Raw genomic sequence first — 19,914 nt, 5'->3', positions numbered from 1 at the left:
CTAAGGCCTTGTAGGAGCGAGCTTGCTCGCGAGCTGTTGATCTTGATCTGGCTTGTGATCTTGATCTAAGAGGCCCCGTTAAACCACGCTGGCCGAACGCAGGTGTTGCGCAGAGGGTAACCCGGCAGGACGCCGGGTTAGCCGCGACACGGCCAGGGATGGCCGATCGCGGCGGGCCCACGGAGCAAGGCCTGTGGTGAGGGCATGCCGAGCCTAAGCGAGGCACCGAGGGGTTGGGGCAAAAAGCGTTTGGCCACTTTGCGCTTTTCAAAGTGGCACGGCGTAAGGCCGGAACCCTAAGTGGCCGTTGCCGCAGCAACGGATATGTACTCAAGTCAAGAGCCCCCTCACCACGCCTCTCCCGAAGGAGAGGGAACCGATTGGGGGATGCTGAAGATATTTGCTGTCCTGTTTGCTGCGCGACAGCGCGGCGTCGAAGGCGGGGCGGCCGCTCCTACAGATCTTTTACAGGCACCCAGCTTTCCAGCAGCGCCGCGAGTTCTTCGCGGCGAAACGGTTTTGCCAGGTAGTCGTTCATCCCCGCCGCACGGCAGCGTTCGCGCTCTTCGGGCATTGCATTGGCGGTGAGCGCCACAATCGGCAGGTCTGGCCAGCGGCCACTCTGGCGAATCCGTCGGCTGGTCTCGTAGCCATCCATCACTGGCATGTTGCAGTCCATCAGCACCAGGTCAAAGTGGCTGTGCTCCAGTTGCCCCAAGGCTTCGCCGCCATGTGCCGCAATCACGACCTCGCATCCCAGTTTGCTCAGCATGCCCTTGGCCACCAATTGGTTGACCGGGTTGTCCTCGACCAGAAGTATCCGCGCGCGGTGCAGCACCGGGTCGCTGCTGACCGGGAGGCTGGGGCTTTCGTCACCTTCTTTTTGCAACAAATGCTGCACCGACTGGTACAGCGCCAGGCGCGACAGGGGGCGGGCTTTTTGTTGCAGCGGGGCGAGGGCGTTGACTTGGTCGCCGGGCATAAAGTTGCCATAGGCGGTGACCAGCAAAATAGGCGCGCTGATGGCCGGGCGCAGTTCGGACAAGCATTCCGAGCAATCGGTGATCAGTAACTCGGTGTCGACGCCCTCCAGGGATTGCCCGAGTGAGTAGCGTTCATACTCCAGCCCCCACAACGGCAGGTAGTTGCTGAGCAGTTCGCTGAGGCCGCTGCTTGACGCGCTCACCGCAATGACCCGCCCGTTGAGCGGTTTGAAGGGGATTGCCGGGGTGTGGCAGGGCAGGGGCAGTTCGGCGCAGAACTGGCTGCCAAAGCCGATCTCGGAACTGATGGTCAACCGCCCCTGCATGGCTTCGCACAGGCTGCGGGTCAGGGCCAGCCCCAAGCCTGTACCGCCAAACTGGCGTGTGATGCCGGCTCCCGCCTGGGTGAACGGGCGAAAAATACGCGCTTGGGCTTCTTGGGCGATACCGATACCGGTGTCGCATACCTCGATATGCACCAGGTCGTCGTGCCGGCTCAAGCGCACATCGACACGGCCAAAGCGGGTGAATTTGAGCGCGTTGGAGAGCAAGTTGCTGACGATTTGCCGCACGCGGGTCGGGTCACCCATGACCAGCACCGGGAAGGCCGGGTCGATCAGGCACGTCAGTTCTACGCTGGGCGCCGCGTTCTGCGAGAGCAGCTTGGCGGTGTCTTCAATCAGCGTGCTGAGGTCGAATGCAATGTGTTCCAGCTCTAATTGGCCGGCGTCGAATTTGGACAGGTCAAGGATGTCATTGAGCAGTTCGACCAGCACTTTGCCCGAGTCGTGGGCAATCGACAGTTGTTGATGCTGCTCGGCGTTCAGCGGGCCGTCCAGGCTCAGGGCGAGCATGCCCAGCAGGCCGTTCAAGGGGGTGCGAATTTCGTGGCTCATGTTGGCCAGAAACGCAGCCCGGGCCTGGGCCATTTCAAGGGCGGTGCTGCGGGCGGCTTCCAGCTCTTCGTTGGAGTGGCTCAGACGGATGTTGCTGGCCTCCAGCTCCTGGGTGCGCGCCGAAACAATATTCTCCAGTTGCGCGAGGTATTCGGTGAGGCGGTTTTCAGCCGCGCGGCGTTGCTCTATTTCACGGGTGACGGCATCAAACTGCTGATTGGTCGCATCGACCAAGACCCCGATCTCGTCATCTTTATGGCCCGGCGGGCATTGCACGCGCGAGGGGTTCGGGTGGCCCGGCTTGGTGTTGCTCAGTTCACCAATGACGCGCACCAGCGGGCGGGTCAGCATGACGTAAAACAGACCGAGCAGAATAAAGGTCAGCAGAAAGCTGCGGGCAAAACCGCTGAGCAAGGTGACTTCGGCGCGTTGCAAAAAGCGCGCACCAAAGGGGTAGGTGTCCACCTCAAGGTGCAACTCACCCACGCTTTGTTCGGGTAAATGATTGAAATACAGCCGGTCGTCGAAGTTTCGGGTGTCACCAAACAAAAAATCGCTCAGGGCACGATAACGCCCGCCATCAGGAGAGTCACGAACCTGCGCGAGGGTGTTTTTGTCGTTATCACTGATCTGCACGCCGGTGATGGCTGGCGAGCGCAGCAGCCCCATGGCCAGCTCTTGGGCGAGTTCTGTGTCCAGGTTGTAGGCAATGCGCGACGCCGGATTGTGACTGATGTCCAGCAGGGATTGGATTTCCCGGTTGATGGCAGCGTTTTCACTGGCATAATCGATACCGATTTGCACCAGGCTCAGCATTGTCCCCAGAGCAAACCCGACCAGCACTGTCAGCCTTGCTTGCTTGAAAGACAGACGATGGGTGAATTTTATGTCCATTGGGTGCTGCACCTGTTCCCATTCCCTTACCGGTCGCAAGAATAGTCGAAGTGTGGGGTAACTTGTTGGTGGGCGTGCGGTTTTTTCAATTACCCGAATCGTCCTACACGTCAAATAAACGTTCAGCGTCTGGCCTATCAATGCGCAATCACTGTGCAGCTGTTTGTGGAGATGAAATGGATCCTAAACTGAGTGCTTTTCTGGAGCGCCGAAGCCGTTCTGGCTCGCCTTGAGCCTTTGTTGCCAGCGACTCGCCAGGCGATTGAATGGGATAACTGCCTGGCTGCACGCTGGCAGCGTGATGGCCGTACGGGGTATTTGCTGGCGTTGGACGTCAGCCTGGAAATGCGCCTGACTGACTTGATCGGCGTCGACAAGCAACTCGATCAACTGGGGCGCAACACCAAACAGTTTCTTGATGGTTTACCGGCTAACCACGCCTTGCTGTGGGGCTCGCGCGGGACCGGCAAGTCCTCACTGATTCGCGCCTTGCTCGCTGAATATGCGGGCGCAGGGTTGCGGCTGATTGAAATCGAGCGTGATCACCTGGCGGACCTGCCGCGAGTGGTCGAGCAGTTACAAGGGTTGGCGCAGCGTTTTGTGCTGTTTTGCGATGACTTGTCTTTTGAATCGGGCGAGAGCGATTACCGAGTGCTGAAAAGCGTCCTCGATGGCTCGCTGGAACAGGCGCCGGACAACGTTCTGCTGTACGCCACTTCGAACCGTCGGCACTTGGTGCCCGAGAAAGAGAGCGACAACGAAAACTGGAAGAACGTCGACGGTGAACTTCACCCCAATGAAGCCGTGGAAGACAAGATTGCCCTGTCTGACCGTTTCGGGCTCTGGCTGTCGTTTTATCCGTTTACTCAAGAACATTACCTGAGCGTGGTTGAACACTGGATCAACGTGCTGGCCAGCAAGGCCGGGCTGCAGTGGCAACGCGATCAGGCGCTGGATATTTTGGCCGTGCGCTGGGCAACCGGGCGCGGCAATCGTAATGGCCGCTGTGCTTATCAGTTCGCGCGCTACTGGGTTGGTTTGAAATTGTTGGAGCAGACGAATGATTGATTTAAACGCCACCGGCGAGGGCCTGGACGGCTACGCACTGCTGAAAGCTCAACTGGAGTCTTTGCTGGCCGATGAGCGGGACTTTATTGCCAACGCTTCACAGTTTTCCGCGTTTTTGTTTAACCAGCTTGAAGACTTGAACTGGGCCGGGTTTTACCTCAACCGCAACGAAGAACTCGTGCTCGGGCCGTTCCAGGGGCAGATCGCCTGCGTGCGCATCCCGTTTGGCCGTGGTGTGTGTGGCACCGCCGCGGCCACCCGGCTGACCCAGCGCGTTGAAGATGTGCACGCATTCGCCGGGCATATCGCCTGTGACAGCGCTTCGAACAGCGAATTGGTCGTGCCGTTGATCAAGGATGGCCGCCTGATCGGTGTGCTGGACCTGGACAGCCCGAGCATTGGCCGCTTCACCGAGCAGGATCAACAGGGCATTGAAGCGCTGGCGGCGATTTTCTTGCGTTTGAGCGACTGCTGATCAACGCAACATCCGTCAGCTGACGCCCGCCTTGAGCAGCAGTTCGTCGACATTGACCGGGTCGATTTGCTGCGGCTCAAGGTAGCGGCGGGCGTACTGCATAAACACTTGCTCGCGCATAAAGAGCTCAAACAAGGGCGGATCTATGTGCCCGTCCAGGCACATGCCCGCCATGATCTTCAATGCCTCACTCAAGGTTTTGCCCCGCTTGTAAGGCCGGTCCGAGGCTGTCAAGGCCTCGAAAATATCCGCAATCGCCATCATCCGCGCCGCCAGGCTCATCTCGTCCCGGTTCAAGCGTTTTGGGTAACCCTTGCCATCCATCCGTTCATGGTGCCCACCGGCAATTTCGGCAATGTCGCCCAGATAGCTGGGGAAGGGCAGACGGCTGAGCATGAGGATGGTTTGCACAATGTGATTGTTAATGATGTAGCGCTCTTCAGCGGTCAGCGTGCCCCGGGTGATGCTCAGGTTGTAAAGCTCGCCGCGATTGAACTTGTGCTGCGGCACCTCCAGCTTGAACCCCCATGGGTTATCGCTGGCAATCAGTTCTGATTCATTGCGCGCAAACACATGCTCAGGCTTGTCGGCCAGCAGCCTTTCAGTCACCGGCAAGCTCTGCTCTTCGCGGGTCGCCTGGCGCTTGTTTTCTTCCCAGGATACGCCCAGCCGGTCATCCAGAGTGCGGGTCCAGGTTTGTCGGGCAATGCTGTCCAAACGCTGTAAATCGGCCTCGGCCATGGCTTCACCGCCGACATTGCTGCGGGCGACAAAAGCAAAATCATCATCCAGCTCGGCCATACGGGCGTCACGCTGTTGCGCCAAAGACGGTTCGTCACCGCCGTTGGCCAGTGCTTGCCAGTAGTGGATCCACGCGTCGCGCTTGAGCACCTCAAATCGGGTACGAATTTCGTGTATGCGGTCGTACAGGGTTTCAAGTTTGGTGGCTTTGTCGACCACGTATTCTGGGGTCGTGACTTTGCCGCAATCGTGCAGCCAGGCGGCAATGTGCAGGGCTTCCCACTCTTCATCGGTAGGGTTGTAGTGGGCAAACTGCGGGCTTTGGTCCTGTTCAGCGGCCTTGGCCAACATAAAGGTCAATTCCGGAACCCGCTGGCAATGGCCGCCGGTGTACGGGCTCTTGGCATCGATGGCCCCGGCCACCAATTGAATAAAGGCATTGAGCAACTGTTTTTGGCGCTCTTGCAGGCGCTGGCTCTCAATCGATACCGCCGCTGCCCCGGACACCGCTTTGATAAAGGCAATGCGTTCTGCGCTGAGCGGTTCCTGTTCGGCATGGGGGTCGCTGTTGTTGAGGATCAAGGCCAGCACCCCCACGGTTTCACGGTGACGGTTATGCAGCCGAATACCGATAACATGGATGTTTTGGCTGTCGAGCTCGCGCATCACCGGTGCCAGTTCGCCCGCGTGTTCGAGGTCGAGGGTGCACACCACGCTGTCTTGACCTTGGCTCAGGGTGCGCAGCCATTGCGGGGCTTGATCGCTTTGCGGGTTGATCACGGCATGGGCCAGGGTGCCGAGATCGTACGGTTGGTCATTGATGATCAGGCCTTTAAGTTCCAGGTCGGCACTGTCGTTTTCAGTCAGGTAGATCAAACCTGCCTGAGCCTGGCCAATCTTGATCATTTCAACCATCACCGATTGCAGGAGTGGCTCAAAGCGGGTGTGCGCCGAGAGGCTGGCAGTGATCTCAAAGAAACTGGCGAGGGTTTCTTTCATGCGCCGCATCGACACGGCCAATTGATGGATCTCCAGCACGGGGGACTGCTGCTGCAGCGGGTAATTGAAATCGAAGCTGCGAATCGCGTTGGCTTCCTGCACCAGGCCTTTCAGCGGTTTGACCAACAAGCGCGAAGTCATCCAGCCCAATGGCAGGCACAGCAGCAACATCGCCAACGCCACCAGCGTGCCTTGCCAGCGCAGCCGATAGGCGTCGGCCAGCAACTCGTCCTCCGGCACCATGAGCGCTAATTGCAACCCGTTGGAACCGCCATCCTGCACCTTGGCCAATGACACGATCCATTGGCGCTGGCCGTCATCAAGGTGGTGATTGACGTCTGCGCCCTGGTTGATCAAACGCTCCAGGGCCGGATTGAGGGACGTGACCTTGGCCAATTGCGTGGGGCTTTCTTCGCTTAACAGCTTGGCGGTGTCCGGGTACGCCACCGCCTGACCGCTCTCATCGAACAGGACGATTTGCGTGCTGGGGGTGATCAAGTGTTTGGCGAGGGTACTGGACAGCTCAGACAGTGTCAGGTCGGCGGCGATCACCGTCTTGGCCGAGCTGCGCTTGGACAGGGTGGTACCGATTTCGCCGGTGGAGAAAAACAAGTACGGGCTGGTGGTGGATTGATCAATGCTGGCATGGCTTGGGATATACCAACTGCGCTTGCGCGGGTCGTAGCTGTCATTAATGGCGGTGCGCTGTGCCAGCAACGTCAACGACTCGTCATAAAAAAGCTTGGTTGATTCGGTACCCAAGGGTTTGCCCGAACGCTGCACGGACCACACCTCATAAGCGGCTTGGGCGGGGGCTTTTTGCCGACTTTTGATCGCCTCTGTGCGCAAAGGGCGGACCTGAAAAAAATTGCCCTGGCTGTCGCCCATGTACAGCGCTGACAACGCCGGGTTGTCATCCAGTGCCTGGACGAAGGTGGGGAGCAGTTCCATTCGCGCGTCGAATTGATCGGTCTGCACCGCCGGGTTGCGCGCCAGCAAGTTCAAGGTGTTGCGCAGCGGCTGATAGGTGTTCAGCAGATCCAGCTGCACGTCTTGCTCGATCTGGTCGAACAGCTTCTGGCTGCTGTCGAGGATGATGCGGGTATTTTGCAGGTAGTTGAAAACACCCAGTGCGACGCCCATCAGGAGCAGCAATAGGGTGAACACCACGCTGATATGAATATGCAGCGGAAACTGCCGCTGATGGGCGGGCACGGTAAAAGGCATGACATGTCTCCGCAGGCATCAGGGCGCTGATGCCTGTAAGCATAGTAAGCCGTGGCCAATCTGCCTGTGGATTGGCCGTTTTGTGCAAACAAATAGTCAGGTGGCTGCGGCGCGCTGGGCCAGCTCGCGCAGCAATGTCAGCTCAAGCGTCCTCATGGCGTGTTGTACGCCCAGACTGCAATCCTGGAGAGTGGCCTGGCTGGCGTGTTCGAGACGTTCACACTGGTTGATCAGTTGCACGGCCCCGACGATACGTGCTGCGCCTTTGATCCGGTGCGCAATGGCGGCAAACGGTTCCAGACCGTCCTCAACAGTCAGTTTGCTCAGGGTGCTGAGGTCCTGCTGGTTGGTGCGCAACAGCTCTTCGAGCAGCAGCTTTATCCGCTTGTCATCCTGGCCGGACAGCGCGTAGAGATTATCAATGTTGAAGACGTCCGTTGCGCAGGTCAGTGGCTCAAGGGCGGTTAATCGCTGGCTCAGCAAGGTCAGGCTGATGGGTTTGAACAGGCAGTCATTCATGCCCGCTTCAAGGCAGCGCAGGCGTTCTTCGGGTTGCGCGTTGGCGGTAAAACCGAGGATGGTGCAAGGCACGTGCTGTGCGGCGTGTTCGTGTCGGCGAATGGCACGTGTGAGGTCGTAGCCGTTCATGACGGGCATGTTGCAGTCGGCAATCACCAGGTCGAAAGCGCCGCCTGTCCACAGTTCCAGCCCGGCTGCGCCATTGTGCGCGGTGGTGAACTGGTGCCCCAGATAATTCAGTTGCTGGCACATCAGTAAGCGATTGGCCGGATGGTCATCCACCACCAGCACATTCAATTGCCGAACGGCGGGTGCAATGGCCGGTTCTTGCACCTCGGTTTTGGCGCAGGGTGCGAGGGTCTTGACGGTGAGCTTGATGTGGATCTGCGTACCGATGTCGGGCTGGCTGTTCAAGTTCAGAGTGCCACCCATCATCTGGCACAGGCTGCGGCAAATCACCAGGCCCAGCCCTGCACCGCTGAGCGCCAGTTGCCCGCAGTTTTCTGCCTGGGCAAAGGGTTCAAACAAGCGGGCCTGATCGAAGGTGCTGATGCCAATCCCGGTGTCGCTGACGTTCAGCAGCAGCTCCACCTCGTCGTCAACGCTGGTCGCCAGCATCTTCAGCTCAAGCGTGACCTGGCCGCGCTCGGTGAACTTGATCGCATTACTGACCAGATTGGTCATTATTTGTTTGAAGCGCAGGGGATCGATCAGCACATCAGGGGCATTGTCTTCGGGGGTAAAGATCAGCACCAGGCTGAGGTTCTTTTGCCGGGCCAGGCCATCAAACACCCGTACCACCGAGTTGGCCAGCTCACGCAGGTTCACCCGCTCCGTGCTCAGGTTGAGCCGCCCGGACTCGATGCGGGCGATGTCGAGGATGTCGCCGATCAACTCCAGCAAGTCTTTGGCCGAGTTGTAGGCCACCTCAATGGAGGGGCGCTCCAGATAGCCTTGGTCAGCACGCTTCAAGGTGAGTTCAAGCATGCCGATGACGGCGTTCATCGGTGTGCGGATTTCATGGCTCATGGTCGCCAGAAAGGTGCTTTTGGCGCGGTTGGCGTCATCTGCCTGTTCTTTGGCAGCGCGCAGTTCATCCATCAATTGGCGTCGGTCGCTGATATCAATCCAGCCGCCGATAATGCCCTGAACTTCGCCCAATGAGTCCCGATACGGCAGGATCCAGTGGTAAATGGTTTGCGTCTTGCCACCGATATGCAGCGGTCGGTCAACGATCATCGGCGTGCCTTCGCGCATCACGCGCTGGTAATCGGCCTCATAGTCATGGGCTTCATGCTGATTGTTAAGCAGGCTTTGGGTCTGCATCACGTTTTTGCCGATCACGTCTTCGCGACGGGCCGAGAAGGCCTGCAAATAGCTGTCGTTGCAGGTTTGCAGAATACCGGCGCGGTCGCGCACATAAATGGGGTGCGGGGTGCCATTGACCAGCGCACTCATGAATTCAAACTGGTCGCTGAGCGCGCGCTCGGCTTTTTTGCGCTGATTGATCTGGCGGCGCATGTAGGCATTCCAGACCAATGACAGCACCAGCAGCAGGCTGGTGCCAATAATGATCTGGTAAATCAGGCGATGGTAATTGCGCCAGTAACTGTCGGACGCCGGCACGTAACCGCGCCAGCGGCTGTTGATCACGCCAAGCTCGCAGGGTCTAGTGGTTTCTAATAATTGTGATCTAGGTCGCCAAAGGTGCGGGGGATGGCATTGGTGAGCATTAGATGCCGCCAAACAGGTGTGAGCTTTGCACTTGTTTGGCGAGAAAAATAATTTTTCTATGCTTTTGGAAGATTTAGTTGGCTGATTGTTTGTTTCTATATTGTCGTCTGCTTAGCTCTCTAAGTCCGCCAGATATTAAGGCTGTGCAAAGTGCAACAAAAGTAGTAAGTAATAAATTTTGTTTGATTTTTCCTGAGTACGGAAGTTCTGTTGTTATAATTTCGGACGGCTGAGTGGTCGAGGATTTAGATGCGGTTTCTACAATGTCCAATAATTTAGAATTCGCAGTGTCTGTAATCTTCAAAAACTCTATATATTTAATGAGGTTTTTTTCTTGTGTTTGATATATTTTTTTTTGGTTAGAAATTATTTCCTCTACTGTTAGTTTTACGTTTTTTATGGATTGTTCACGGTCTTCATTGGTTGATGAAATATTAATTATATCGGTATTTTTTATTGCGGTTATAGTAGCGTTATTTGAATATTTATAGGCTATTTCTTCTGGGCGTTCTAGCAGGGCTACAGTGTTGGAGTTTAGACTTACGCTTTTGCCGATAGTTACGTTTGAAGTGCTCTTGTATAATGTAGGTCTCGTTGTCGAATATGTAATACCTACTACAAAGACTATAAGGAAAACAATTGAAATTAATTTGAGTTGTCGGATAAAAAAAGCATAGACATCAAAAAGAGAGATTTCTTCATTTAAAATTTCATTTGCTCTCATTTTTAATATCCTACAGTTACATGTAAGAGAGCAGCGATGCTTGCTGTTAGAGCCAAGATTAAAAATAATATGAAAATTTTTGCCCCTATAGTATATTTTACCTTATGGTGCTGGGTGCTGGGTGCTGGGTGCTGGGTGCTGGGTGCTGGGTGCTGGGTGCTGGGTGCTGGGTGCTGGGTGCTGGGCATTAGTATATCCTTATTTTAGTAGCTGTTTTGATTTTTAGTCGAAGTCGAAGTCGCTTAATATTCTACATTATTAGGCTTTAAATCGCAATGTAGAAAATCGACGTTGATTATCCTTGCGAGGTTGGCCGTTTCAATATGTAAAAAATGCAAATCTGCTCAGTGTTTTTTGTTTGACTATTTCATGGTGCCTTACGTTGTTGTGTTAATAACAAAATTCCAAATGGTATGGTTGATTAATGAGGAAGTCAATGGCCAGCGACATTATGATAAATAGAGAAAGGAGCATTTCAAAAAGTGTAAAGCTCGTTTGATTTTTTTAGAATTTGCGTCATGATTTTTATTTATGTTGTTATATTTAATATAACCTAAAACAAAAACAATAAAAGAGTGGTTGTAGTGTGGTGTGATAGATAATGGTTCGGAGGTATATCCTTGAACCTATGGCTGCTTAGCTCAACGAAAAGATAGGCGGTATTTTCTACTCTATGGGAGTAGGATATATGTCCGTGAAGGTCATTATTTGGTTTAAAGATACAAGTATGTATCGTGGCAGGACACATAGTGGTTGTAAATTCCTACGGTGTAGGAATGTGTATATCCGCAAAGCGAAAAATAGCTTCACGGGTATAAGTATGTAAAGTGGGGCTTTACATGTATTTATAGTTTAATGTCCAGCTTTTCGATAATGGATTGCTTGTATTCGTCGGCTTCAATGTCTATTTTTATTTTTGCTTCTTTCCACTGTTCTTCATAAAGGTCTTGCCATCGTGCTACTAAGGAATGGATAATCATATCAAGGTTTTGTTGTTTTACACTGTTCCCGCTTCTTGCAAACTCCTTGATTAGAACATCATTGGATATTGATTTGCAGCCTGAAAATGCTGCTATTAGCTTTTTAGCGAGGCTTGAGGTCATTCGTATCTCATGAAGCTCATCCATTTCTATTATTTTTACGAACATAATTAAAAATTTTTGACGCTCACGTCTTTTAAATCCACCAACCATACCGCCTATTTTTCCTGCATATTCCATCCTGTTCATAATTAGAGCTCCTATGTTGTTATAATACCAATACCATAGGGTTTTGATATGTCAATGCTTAGGGGATATATCTCCGAACCTATAACATTACTTCGGGGATATACGTTGTAGGAAATTGGATATTCTGATTTTTAAATTTCTAACGTGACCGATACCCCACCTTTTTGTGTGAAATTCATTTGAGAGCGATTTTTGAGTTTTGGCAGTGTCATTTTTTGATCTGCTTCGTGGCAAAAGTCAACTAAGTGATTTAAGTAGGGTTGAACCCTATTTGATGATTAAGGTTGGATGTTATATTTATTTTCATTTTGCTATTGACAAGGTATTTTGCTGTAAGTAAGCCATAATTCAATGGTTATGAAAAATTAAATATCTAAAAAATTCGATAAAAACGTTAAATTTCACGACAGTTTTTTCAAGAAAATAACTTTTTGAAAAAGTCGATTTTTGGTTACTGCCCCAAATCGCTTTCGGGATATTTAGGCTCATCAGCCCAGTGAGTGATATTCACCCATTTTGATGAATTTTTATGAATTTTGAAAAGTGCGAAATTTTCATCAGGAGAGAAATTTGATATGTATGTATACATACATATAGGTTAGGGGATATATCTCCGAACCTATGGAAGTATTGGGTTGAGTGGTTAACGCTGTTTTGGACTGTTTTTGATATAGACTTTTTACACTAACCATAATGCTGCGAGGTGTAACGCATTTGGCTATTTTAGGAGTGGAGTGGTGTGGCTTGGTGTCGTTGTATCAAAGGAGTGGAAGAAGGCCGATTTTGACCAACTCCGTGTGTTATATCGCTATCGGTGGTGCGGTGTATGTATATGTGGGGGATACGGGGAGGAAAGGGAAGGGGTGGGCGGGGAGGGAGAAGAAACACCCTCACCGGGTGCTATTATCTGATATAGGCTATTTGCACTAATTATAATGCTATGTTCATTGCTTCCAGTAGAACACGGTTCTACGGCTTACATTTAATTTCTTCATGACTTGCTGAATAGACGTCCCTGCTTCAAGTAAAATAATCCCTTGCTCTCTTTTAGTTTTGCCTTTTGCAGTACCGCCTTTCTTACCTCTTATGGCCTGTATTCTGCTTGTGTGGGTTCTGGCGACATAATCATCAAAGGTTCCACGGTTAAAGTTTCTATGCGTCCATTTGGCTACGCTCTTTGCCGTATGTTTAACCTCGGATGTGTCCAAGGGTGTGGAGAAATTGACGTTGTAGCCTGTGGCACGGTCTAGGCAAGCGTTTAGCCATTGGTTGTAGTCGGGCCAGCCTTGGCGGATGGCTTTGTATGCCCACGCCCTTAACTCATCGAAAAGCATACAGTTGCGACCCAAGCCGTAATCCTCTACGGGCTTCTGTTTGGCCTTTTCCGGGGTTAGGTCGATGTAGTCGGCCAAGTCGTCCAATGTGTATGGATCGGCCTGCCATTGGGTCACTATCCAGTGGGAATTGATCGGGTTCTTACAGATCAACCCGGAATAGCCTCTGTCTGCTCCTAAACGGTTACGCAATCCTGCCTCGATAGCCGCAGCGTAGCGTAAAGGGGCGGTTTTGCCGTCCATAGCCGTTCGGACAGGGGTTTGTAGCAGGTAGAGTAGGTGAGCGTGCCCATTGGCTGGATTTCGAGCTATTAGGTTCGGAGTTGGTGCCCCTACGTTGTCCCAGTGCATACCGGCATCGGTTCGGTCTAAGTCAAACACCATCCAATATCTATGCGTAGGCCCATTGGGCTGAACAAGTCGTGCAAGTTTTGCTTTTTCTTTTTTATTGATTTTTAAGCCACTGACTAAATCGTCTGTGTGATAAGGTCTCTTTGGTAAGTAGTCCTCAAATAGTTTTACGCATCCCATTGTTATCCTCTTCTAATAGTTATTTAGAAAAAGAAAACCTTGGGAGATGACTTGACAATAATTTTTATGATGATTAAATGGTTGTGTTGATTGGAGTTTTTAAAATTTTATTGTAGTATCATTCGCCACCTTCCCCAAGGTGGTTTTCTTTTTCTGCTCCTTTCAAGTTGCCACACTTTCGAGCTTTGTCAAACTTGAATACTAAAAAGCCCGTATTGCTGCGGGGTTTTTATTGAATGGGTTTTGTTATTGATAAGGGTCTTGAAATGGGCTTGGGGGCTTAGGTTTTAGAAACCTTCTTTTTCTTGCTTGCTTCGCCTGCTCCGCTTCTTCCTTTTCAAATTCTACTATTTGCTTGCTGGTGAATGTGTCAGATGCCCAAAGTTTTACTTTGTCGGTAAATCCTAATGCGGCTTGCGTATCGTCCAAGCCTTGTTCTTTGAGTTGTTCGGCAACGTTGAATAGATAGTCCTTTCGTTTCTCTTTGCCCAAGCGACTAGCCATTTCATACGTGTTTTCTCTTAATCTCTTATAGTATTGCTCTGGGTTCTCGTCGAGCCTACGGGCTTCAAGTAGTCGATCCACCAAAATATCAAAACGTTTCATCAAAGGCTCAAGCTCTTCCTCGTATGCCTTGATTGCTTTTTCCAAGATGGTTTTTCTGCTGGTGTCCTCTTTAATTTTCTTGCGTAGTTCCTTCAATTCTTTTGTCATTCTGGATTTCATGGTTTTGAAATTAGATGACAGCTCTGCAGTCTTTGTGGTTTTTACCGTTATTTCGTCGTCTAATTTCTGCTTTTGACTATCTAGCTCGGCATTTTCTTTTCTCTGCTCGCTGGCCTGTATTTCTAAGCTCTGTATGGTTGCTTTGTAGTTGCTAGCCGTTCCTTGTAGGTCTTTTATCGTGGTGTTAAGTGTGACGACAGTAGCCCTTTGCTCGATAAGTTTGACCTCCTTACTGGTTAGTTCTTGCTGCAGCTTTTCTAGCTGTCTGGTGTAATAGTTGTGGCTTCGCTCACTTTTCGGTTTTTTGGCTTCCTTTTCAATAGGGCTTAAATATTCGGTGTTTTCCTTTGTTTTAGGTAGGAATTTGGCTTGCAAGCCATATGCAGCGGCTAATCCGTTAAAGTGTTCGTAAAAGGCCGCCTGCATTACTTTTGACTTCCATGATTCGCGTTCTCGGATAAACCTATGGTTTTGCTTTTCTTCGCTACGGTTGGGCAGTTTGAAGTCTTCTAGTGTTGGCGGCTCAGATATTTTTTCAAGGTGAGCTTTATTCCTCGCGTAGTATTGTGATGCGAATTCAAATTCTTGAGCGGAAAAATCATATTTCCCCGTCTTCTCATTTTGAAGGTCAAGAAACGCATGAACGTGGTTTGTTGTTTCGTCCAGATGACTGAATGAGAAAAGCATCTTGTTGTTCGGGAAATTTTTTTGATAAAACTGATGCATGGCTTTCTGCAAAAGGTCTGTGTAAGCCTTAGTTATTGCCAGTTTATTAGGTTCAGGGATTACAAGGATGATTTCTTTAACCCTATTGACCGTCCTTGATACGGCTCGATCTGGTGCGTTTTGTTCGATCTCTCGCTTCTTGGTGGTGTAGTTCTCTAAAAGGTCGATACGTTGGGATATACGGCTGATTTTGTGCTGGTTGAGTAGGGCGGCGTAGTCTCCGACTACCAGCGGCCTTTCTCCTTCTATTACCGATGTGACGTATTCTTTTATCTCAGTCGGTTCGGTTGCGTTGATGAATTTGACCAGCTTCGATTTTAGTTTTCGGAGCTTTTCTTTTTCTGCTGCTATCTCGTCAGTCGCTTCTGTTGCTTTGAGTTTGGTTTGTAGTTGGTCGTTGAAGTCAGCCAGTAATTGCTCTGCCAATTCTCTTGTTAATATCTGTTCAATACCACCTACAATGGCGACATTTGGGTGGTCTGGATTGGGGTTGAATTCAAAGTCGTCATACTCGTTTTGGTCCAGTCTAAGCGAGTGCCTCAACGAACTGTCCAACCCCTTCAGGTTGGAGTAGTTTCGATCTCTTTTAGTCAGTGTGATTGTCTGCAGATTGGTGTCATTCATTTTATCCTCAGTAGTGGGTTGGTCTTTGCTCTTGGCTTTTGCTTCTGTCATGCCGACTAGGCACCTGTGTTAACCGTAACATCTTTTGCGTAGCAAAAGTGGGATGGTTAATATAGCAGGTATGCTCTAAATGGCTTCTTTTGAAAATTGAACCATATATATATTGAACCACATAAAAAATGTATATCAAGCATGATGGTGTAGGTGGTTTTGTATGGGGGTGTTGGTTGGGTGTGTGCGTGCGGTATAGTAATCTATATTATAGTTATCTGGTTTGTATGATATCTATATATAGAAAACTAAAGACGTGTGTGGGTGCGTGCGTATATATGAGGCGTATGCAGGGGAGTGCATTATGCGAGAGGTTTTTTTAAAAATCCTCTTTTGGAGAAAGTAAAAAGCTATTCTGGTAATTTAAAGCATGATACCTTTTGTTTTTGCTCTGGATTTTAACGTGTAACGCCTTGGTGTATTAATGTGTAACCCCTCCAATTTTTGGTTTATTAGAGGGGCTTACGTTTATTTTATGATGTGGGAGAGGTCTGGTATTCCAAATGGCGTTAGTGGAGCTTTTTGTTTGAAAAATTGATGGGTATAAAGATTAAAGTCTTTTTCACCTTTTATACGAATGTCCATGCCGACGAGATTTGTTTCTTTGTCAATTTTAACGTCGAAGGTGATTCCTCTGGTGATGAAAAATGTGTTGAGCTTCAATCGGCCTTCTTCTGTTTCGTATAGGGCTATTATGTCTTCGTAGGTGGTGATTTCGAGCGTTTCCGCTTCGATTGCTAACGTACCTTCAAGGTTTTGGATCTCGTTTTCCAACGCTGTGATACGTGCTTCGCTGTCAGCCACACGCCTGATAAATGTATTTGGAATTATTCCGTCAAACTGAGCTAGCGAAGCCTCTAACATTTCCAATGTGGTTATTTCGGTTGTTAGCTTGGCTTTCTTGGCTCGTATTTCTTCTTTTGGTGCCGATTTATCACGAACGGAAAAGAAGCGGCTAAATGCGTCGTTTACGGTGTCCATTTGCTTGTATTGGTCTTGGCTGAACCAAGTGAAGTCTTTTCGCTTCTTGTCTGTCCGCTCGTCAATGTAACGATTTTCCGATAACTGCCTAACGAAAGCGAGGAATGTGCCGAAAACAAGCTCAAATCTAATTCTGTTACTACATTCGCATACTCGTTCGGCTCTGTTAGAGCAAACAAGGTAGGCGTAGCGTTTTTTCTCGGCTCCTAATATTTGTAGGTTGAAAGTCATTCCGCATTTATGTTCTCCACATTGGATACAGTGCCGGAAAATATTATAGTGATGAGGTGTTCTACGTCCGTATTTTCGCCCGGTTAATCTGGTTTTCATCGCTGCAACGGCTGCACTGAATTCTATTTCATCAATGATTTTTGGAAAATAATTAGGGACATAACGGTCAAACGCTTTAGTGCCGTTCTCGTTTCGTCGTTGCAAACGTAGCACGCCGATTGGGCTTTTACTGTTGATAAGATGTAGAACTGATGTTCTCGTCCAACGTCGTTTTGAATATTTATTTACCTGCTTAACACTCTCCAATACTCCAACGTGTTTGAGTAGTTCGAAAATCTGGCGAATTTCTTGAGCTTCTTCTTCTACGATGATAAAGGATTGGCTTTGTTCATCGAAACGCAGGCCGTAGGGGCATCGTTTACCTATAACGTTGGTTTCTGCTGTGTCTCGCTTCTTTGCCCACACGGATTTCAAGCGTTTGCTCTTGGTGTCGCTTTCCTCGTGTGCTCGTTTGGCAATTACACCTACAAGGATCAGCGTTTCGAGGTCGCGGCTTGGATCGTCGTAGGAATATGTCTTGTTGTCGAAAACGGTGTGTAGTCGGACGCCTTTTTTGAGAATTGACTGGATTAGATCAACGGAGTCGGTGAGTTTCTGGCGGGTTAGTCGGTCGATTGATTCGACAATGATGTAGTCGCCATGCTCAATTTCTCCACTCTCTATCCTGTCCAATAACCCTTTTAACTGGCCGATCCGGGCGTTTGCACCACGGAATGCACTGATCCCCTTGTCGATAACGGTTTCGACCACGGGAACGCCTGTTGCTTCTGTAAATGCTTGGAGTGGGGTGGTCTGGCGGTCATGGCTGTCTCGGCCTTCTTCGCCTTGCGAGGCGGTTGACCATCTGACGTATGCGTATGCCTTGGGCATTGAATCGGCTCCGAGTAGGTTCTAGCTCATTTTATTAGAAAATAGCTTACCGTGGTCGTCAGGGCCAATGCTTAGCAGGGCTTTATTGAGTATGGAGCCGAGTTCGGTGGCATCCCGGGCTGTGGCGAGGGAGAACATGGCCGGTTGAGTGCCCAGGGTTGTGCTGATCTGCAAGCGGTCCTGGAACAGTTGCGAGGCGAGCAGGTAGTTGGCAATGACCAGCGTGTTGACGGCGCCATCAGCTTTGCCTTCGGCCAGTAATTCAGTGGCCTGGTAGATATCGTCGGTCTCGACCAGGGTGATCTGTGGGTACTCGGCAAGCAGGTAGTCGGTCAACGGGTTGCCGTGGGTCAAGGCCAGGCGCTTGCCGGCCAGTTGGTCGAGGCTGGTGGGTTGCTCCGCACCTTTGCGGCTGAGCAACACAAATGAATTCTCAAGATAGGGACGGCTGAAGGCCAGTGCGCTTTCTCGCGAAGCGGAGGGGCTGATGGCCGAAATGATGTCGGTGTCGTGTTGCTGAACCATGCGCATCATGGTGCTGAGGCTGCGCTCGCGCTGGATTTCGAAGCGCAACCCGGTGCGCAGGCGAATCACTTCCAGGAGATCAGCGGTAATGCCGCGGAAATTGCCGTCGGCATCAAAAAAAGTCAGGGGTGCCAAGGTTTCATTGACCGCCACTTTGACCACCGGGTGCTTGACCAGCCAGCGTTCTTCGCGCTCGGTGAGTTGCAGTTTTTGATCGGTGAGCAGCAGGTCGCTGCCGGCGCTCCAGCGTTTGGCAATGCTTTCGCGTTCACTATTGGGCACGGCAAGCAGAGTGGTGTTGATAATGTCGAGTAATTGCGAGTTGTCGCGGCGTACGGCAAAGCTGAAGCCGTGAGCTTCATGCTTGCCAAAATTGGCCATTTTGATGTTCTTCAAATAGCCCTTGTTGATCATGTAATGGGTGGAGATCGTGTCACCCAGAAAGACGTCGGCCTGATCGAACGCCACCGAGTTAATGGCATTTTGCGTAGAAGGGTAAGACTGGATGATGGCGTTGGGGTAAAGCGCCTTGACCTCATCCAGTGGCAAATAGTGGTAGACCATGCTCAGCCGCAGGCCCGCCAGGCCGTCAGAGAGAGAGCGGGTCTCTCCCTCACGGGTGACCAGTACCGGCTGGTCGATGGCATAGGGGGCTGACAGCAGCAGGTTTTGATTGGCCGCTTCAAAACCATTCGACGTGCCCAGTACGTCGATGCTGCCGTCTTCCAGTGCCTTGATGGCGGCATCGCGAGACGCGAAGCGTTTGACCTTGATTGATACATTCAGTGCTTTAGCGAGGATGCCTGCGTAATCAGCGGTCAGGCCTTCGAAATCCTGACCGCTGACGGTCATGTCAAACGGTGGGTAGTCGGGGGCGGAGGCCCCCAACTGTAATTCACGTTTCTCGTGTAGCCAGTAACGCTGTTGTTTATCCAGCGGGACTTCCATGTGATAGGTGCCCGAGCGGCTGAGCAGGGGAAAGCTTTCGGGTCTAGGTAACTCGGCAAACACGGGGGCGCACAGGAGCAGTCCTGCGAGCAGATAAAAGTAATACGTTAACCGCATGGGCATCCTGTTTCTCACACTAGGGCGTTGCGTTTAGCCAATTCGATGAGGTCGACCAAAGAATTGGCTTTAAGTTTTTGCATGAGCCGTTTTTTATAAGTGCTCACGGTTTTATTGCTAAGAAACATGCCGGTGGCGATTTCCTTGTTTGTTTTGCCTTGGGCGAAGAGCTTGAGAACCATCAGCTCCCGGTCGTTGACTAATTTGAACAGCTCAAGCTCCGAAGAGTTGTGCCCTTCAATATTTTCAGGAGTCAATGCTTGGCTGGGAAAGTAATTGTAGCCAGAGAATACAGCCTTAATTGCACTGACAAGTTCACTGAGTTCTTCTTGTTTACACACATATCCTGCTGCCCCCGACTGCATGCAGCGCATGGCAAACAACGCCGGTGACTGGGCCGTCAAGACAAGGGTTTTGAGGGTTGAGTTCATGGCGTTAAAGCGCGCCAGTACTTCCAGTCCGTCGAGTTTTGGGATGCTGATATCGAGAATGATCAGGTCAGGGACACATTCGCGAATCATTTGCATAGCATCTACGCCATTGTCGGTTTCACCGACTATTTCATAACCTTCATGTTCTAACAACATACGAATGGCCAAGCGGATAACTGGATGATCGTCGACAATAAAAATCGTGTTCATATTGAATTCCCATAAAGAGCTGCATAGAAAGCGCGCACCTTAGCTCAGATATATGGATGT

9 protein-coding genes and 3 pseudogenes are annotated in these 19,914 nt (G+C 50.8%); 2 read left to right on the top strand and 10 right to left on the bottom strand.

Annotated features, from left to right (window positions below; genetic code table 11):
- Window positions 1-454 precede the first annotated feature (454 nt).
- On the bottom strand, window positions 455-2,773 hold the full coding sequence (locus GHO41_RS07625) for a response regulator (protein WP_153433319.1): 2,319 nt from the start codon (window positions 2,771-2,773) through the stop codon (window positions 455-457).
- Window positions 2,774-2,949: 176 nt separating this feature from the next.
- On the opposite strand from GHO41_RS07625, the pseudogene GHO41_RS07620 reads away from it, so the two are divergent.
- Together GHO41_RS07620 and GHO41_RS07615 are read left to right on the top strand one after the other, a co-directional pair.
- Window positions 2,950-3,841: pseudogene (locus tag GHO41_RS07620) on the top strand (ATP-binding protein).
- Window positions 3,834-4,316, top strand: a complete 483-nt coding sequence (locus tag GHO41_RS07615; protein WP_048368734.1) for a GAF domain-containing protein — start codon at window positions 3,834-3,836, stop codon at window positions 4,314-4,316. Before GHO41_RS07620 ends, GHO41_RS07615 begins: the two are co-directional and overlap by 8 nt.
- Window positions 4,317-4,331: 15 nt before the next feature.
- On the opposite strand, the gene GHO41_RS07610 is transcribed toward GHO41_RS07615, so the two are convergent.
- From GHO41_RS07610 to GHO41_RS07570, 9 genes and pseudogenes are all read right to left on the bottom strand, one after another.
- Window positions 4,332-7,283, bottom strand: coding sequence for an HD domain-containing phosphohydrolase (locus tag GHO41_RS07610; protein ID WP_153433318.1), 2,952 nt, complete (start codon window positions 7,281-7,283; stop codon window positions 4,332-4,334).
- Between the two features lie 96 nt (window positions 7,284-7,379).
- A pseudogene (locus GHO41_RS07605) lies at window positions 7,380-9,470 on the bottom strand (response regulator); the annotation flags it as partial.
- Between the two features lie 139 nt (window positions 9,471-9,609).
- Window positions 9,610-10,260: a hypothetical protein gene (locus GHO41_RS07600; protein WP_153433317.1), complete on the bottom strand. Its 651-nt coding sequence runs from the start codon at window positions 10,258-10,260 to the stop codon at window positions 9,610-9,612.
- 845 nt (window positions 10,261-11,105) lie between these two features.
- Window positions 11,106-11,489 carry a hypothetical protein gene (locus tag GHO41_RS07595; RefSeq protein WP_048377442.1) on the bottom strand — a complete coding sequence of 128 codons (384 nt, stop codon included), beginning with the start codon at window positions 11,487-11,489 and terminating at the stop codon, window positions 11,106-11,108.
- 944 nt (window positions 11,490-12,433) lie between these two features.
- Entirely contained in the window at window positions 12,434-13,354 is a 921-nt protein-coding gene (locus GHO41_RS07590) for a replication initiation protein (protein WP_048377441.1), read from the bottom strand.
- Window positions 13,355-13,600: 246 nt separating this feature from the next.
- On the bottom strand, window positions 13,601-15,481 hold the full coding sequence (locus GHO41_RS07585; RefSeq protein ID WP_153433316.1) for a hypothetical protein: 1,881 nt from the start codon (window positions 15,479-15,481) through the stop codon (window positions 13,601-13,603).
- A 468-nt stretch (window positions 15,482-15,949) separates the two neighbouring features.
- Entirely contained in the window at window positions 15,950-17,623 is a 1,674-nt protein-coding gene (locus GHO41_RS07580) for a recombinase family protein (RefSeq protein ID WP_153433315.1), read from the bottom strand.
- A gap of 48 nt (window positions 17,624-17,671) precedes the next feature.
- Window positions 17,672-19,219, bottom strand: a pseudogene (locus GHO41_RS07575) (transporter substrate-binding domain-containing protein); the annotation flags it as partial.
- Between the two features lie 8 nt (window positions 19,220-19,227).
- Window positions 19,228-19,854 carry a response regulator transcription factor gene (locus GHO41_RS07570; RefSeq protein ID WP_048368731.1) on the bottom strand — a complete coding sequence of 209 codons (627 nt, stop codon included), beginning with the start codon at window positions 19,852-19,854 and terminating at the stop codon, window positions 19,228-19,230.
- Window positions 19,855-19,914: the final 60 nt, after the last annotated feature.

Source organism: Pseudomonas sp. FSL R10-0399 (assembly GCF_009600165.1).
Lineage (GTDB): Bacteria > Pseudomonadota > Gammaproteobacteria > Pseudomonadales > Pseudomonadaceae > Aquipseudomonas > Aquipseudomonas helleri.
The sequence above is the reverse complement of the archived record's forward strand: the minus strand, read 5'-3'. Positions and strand labels throughout refer to the sequence as shown.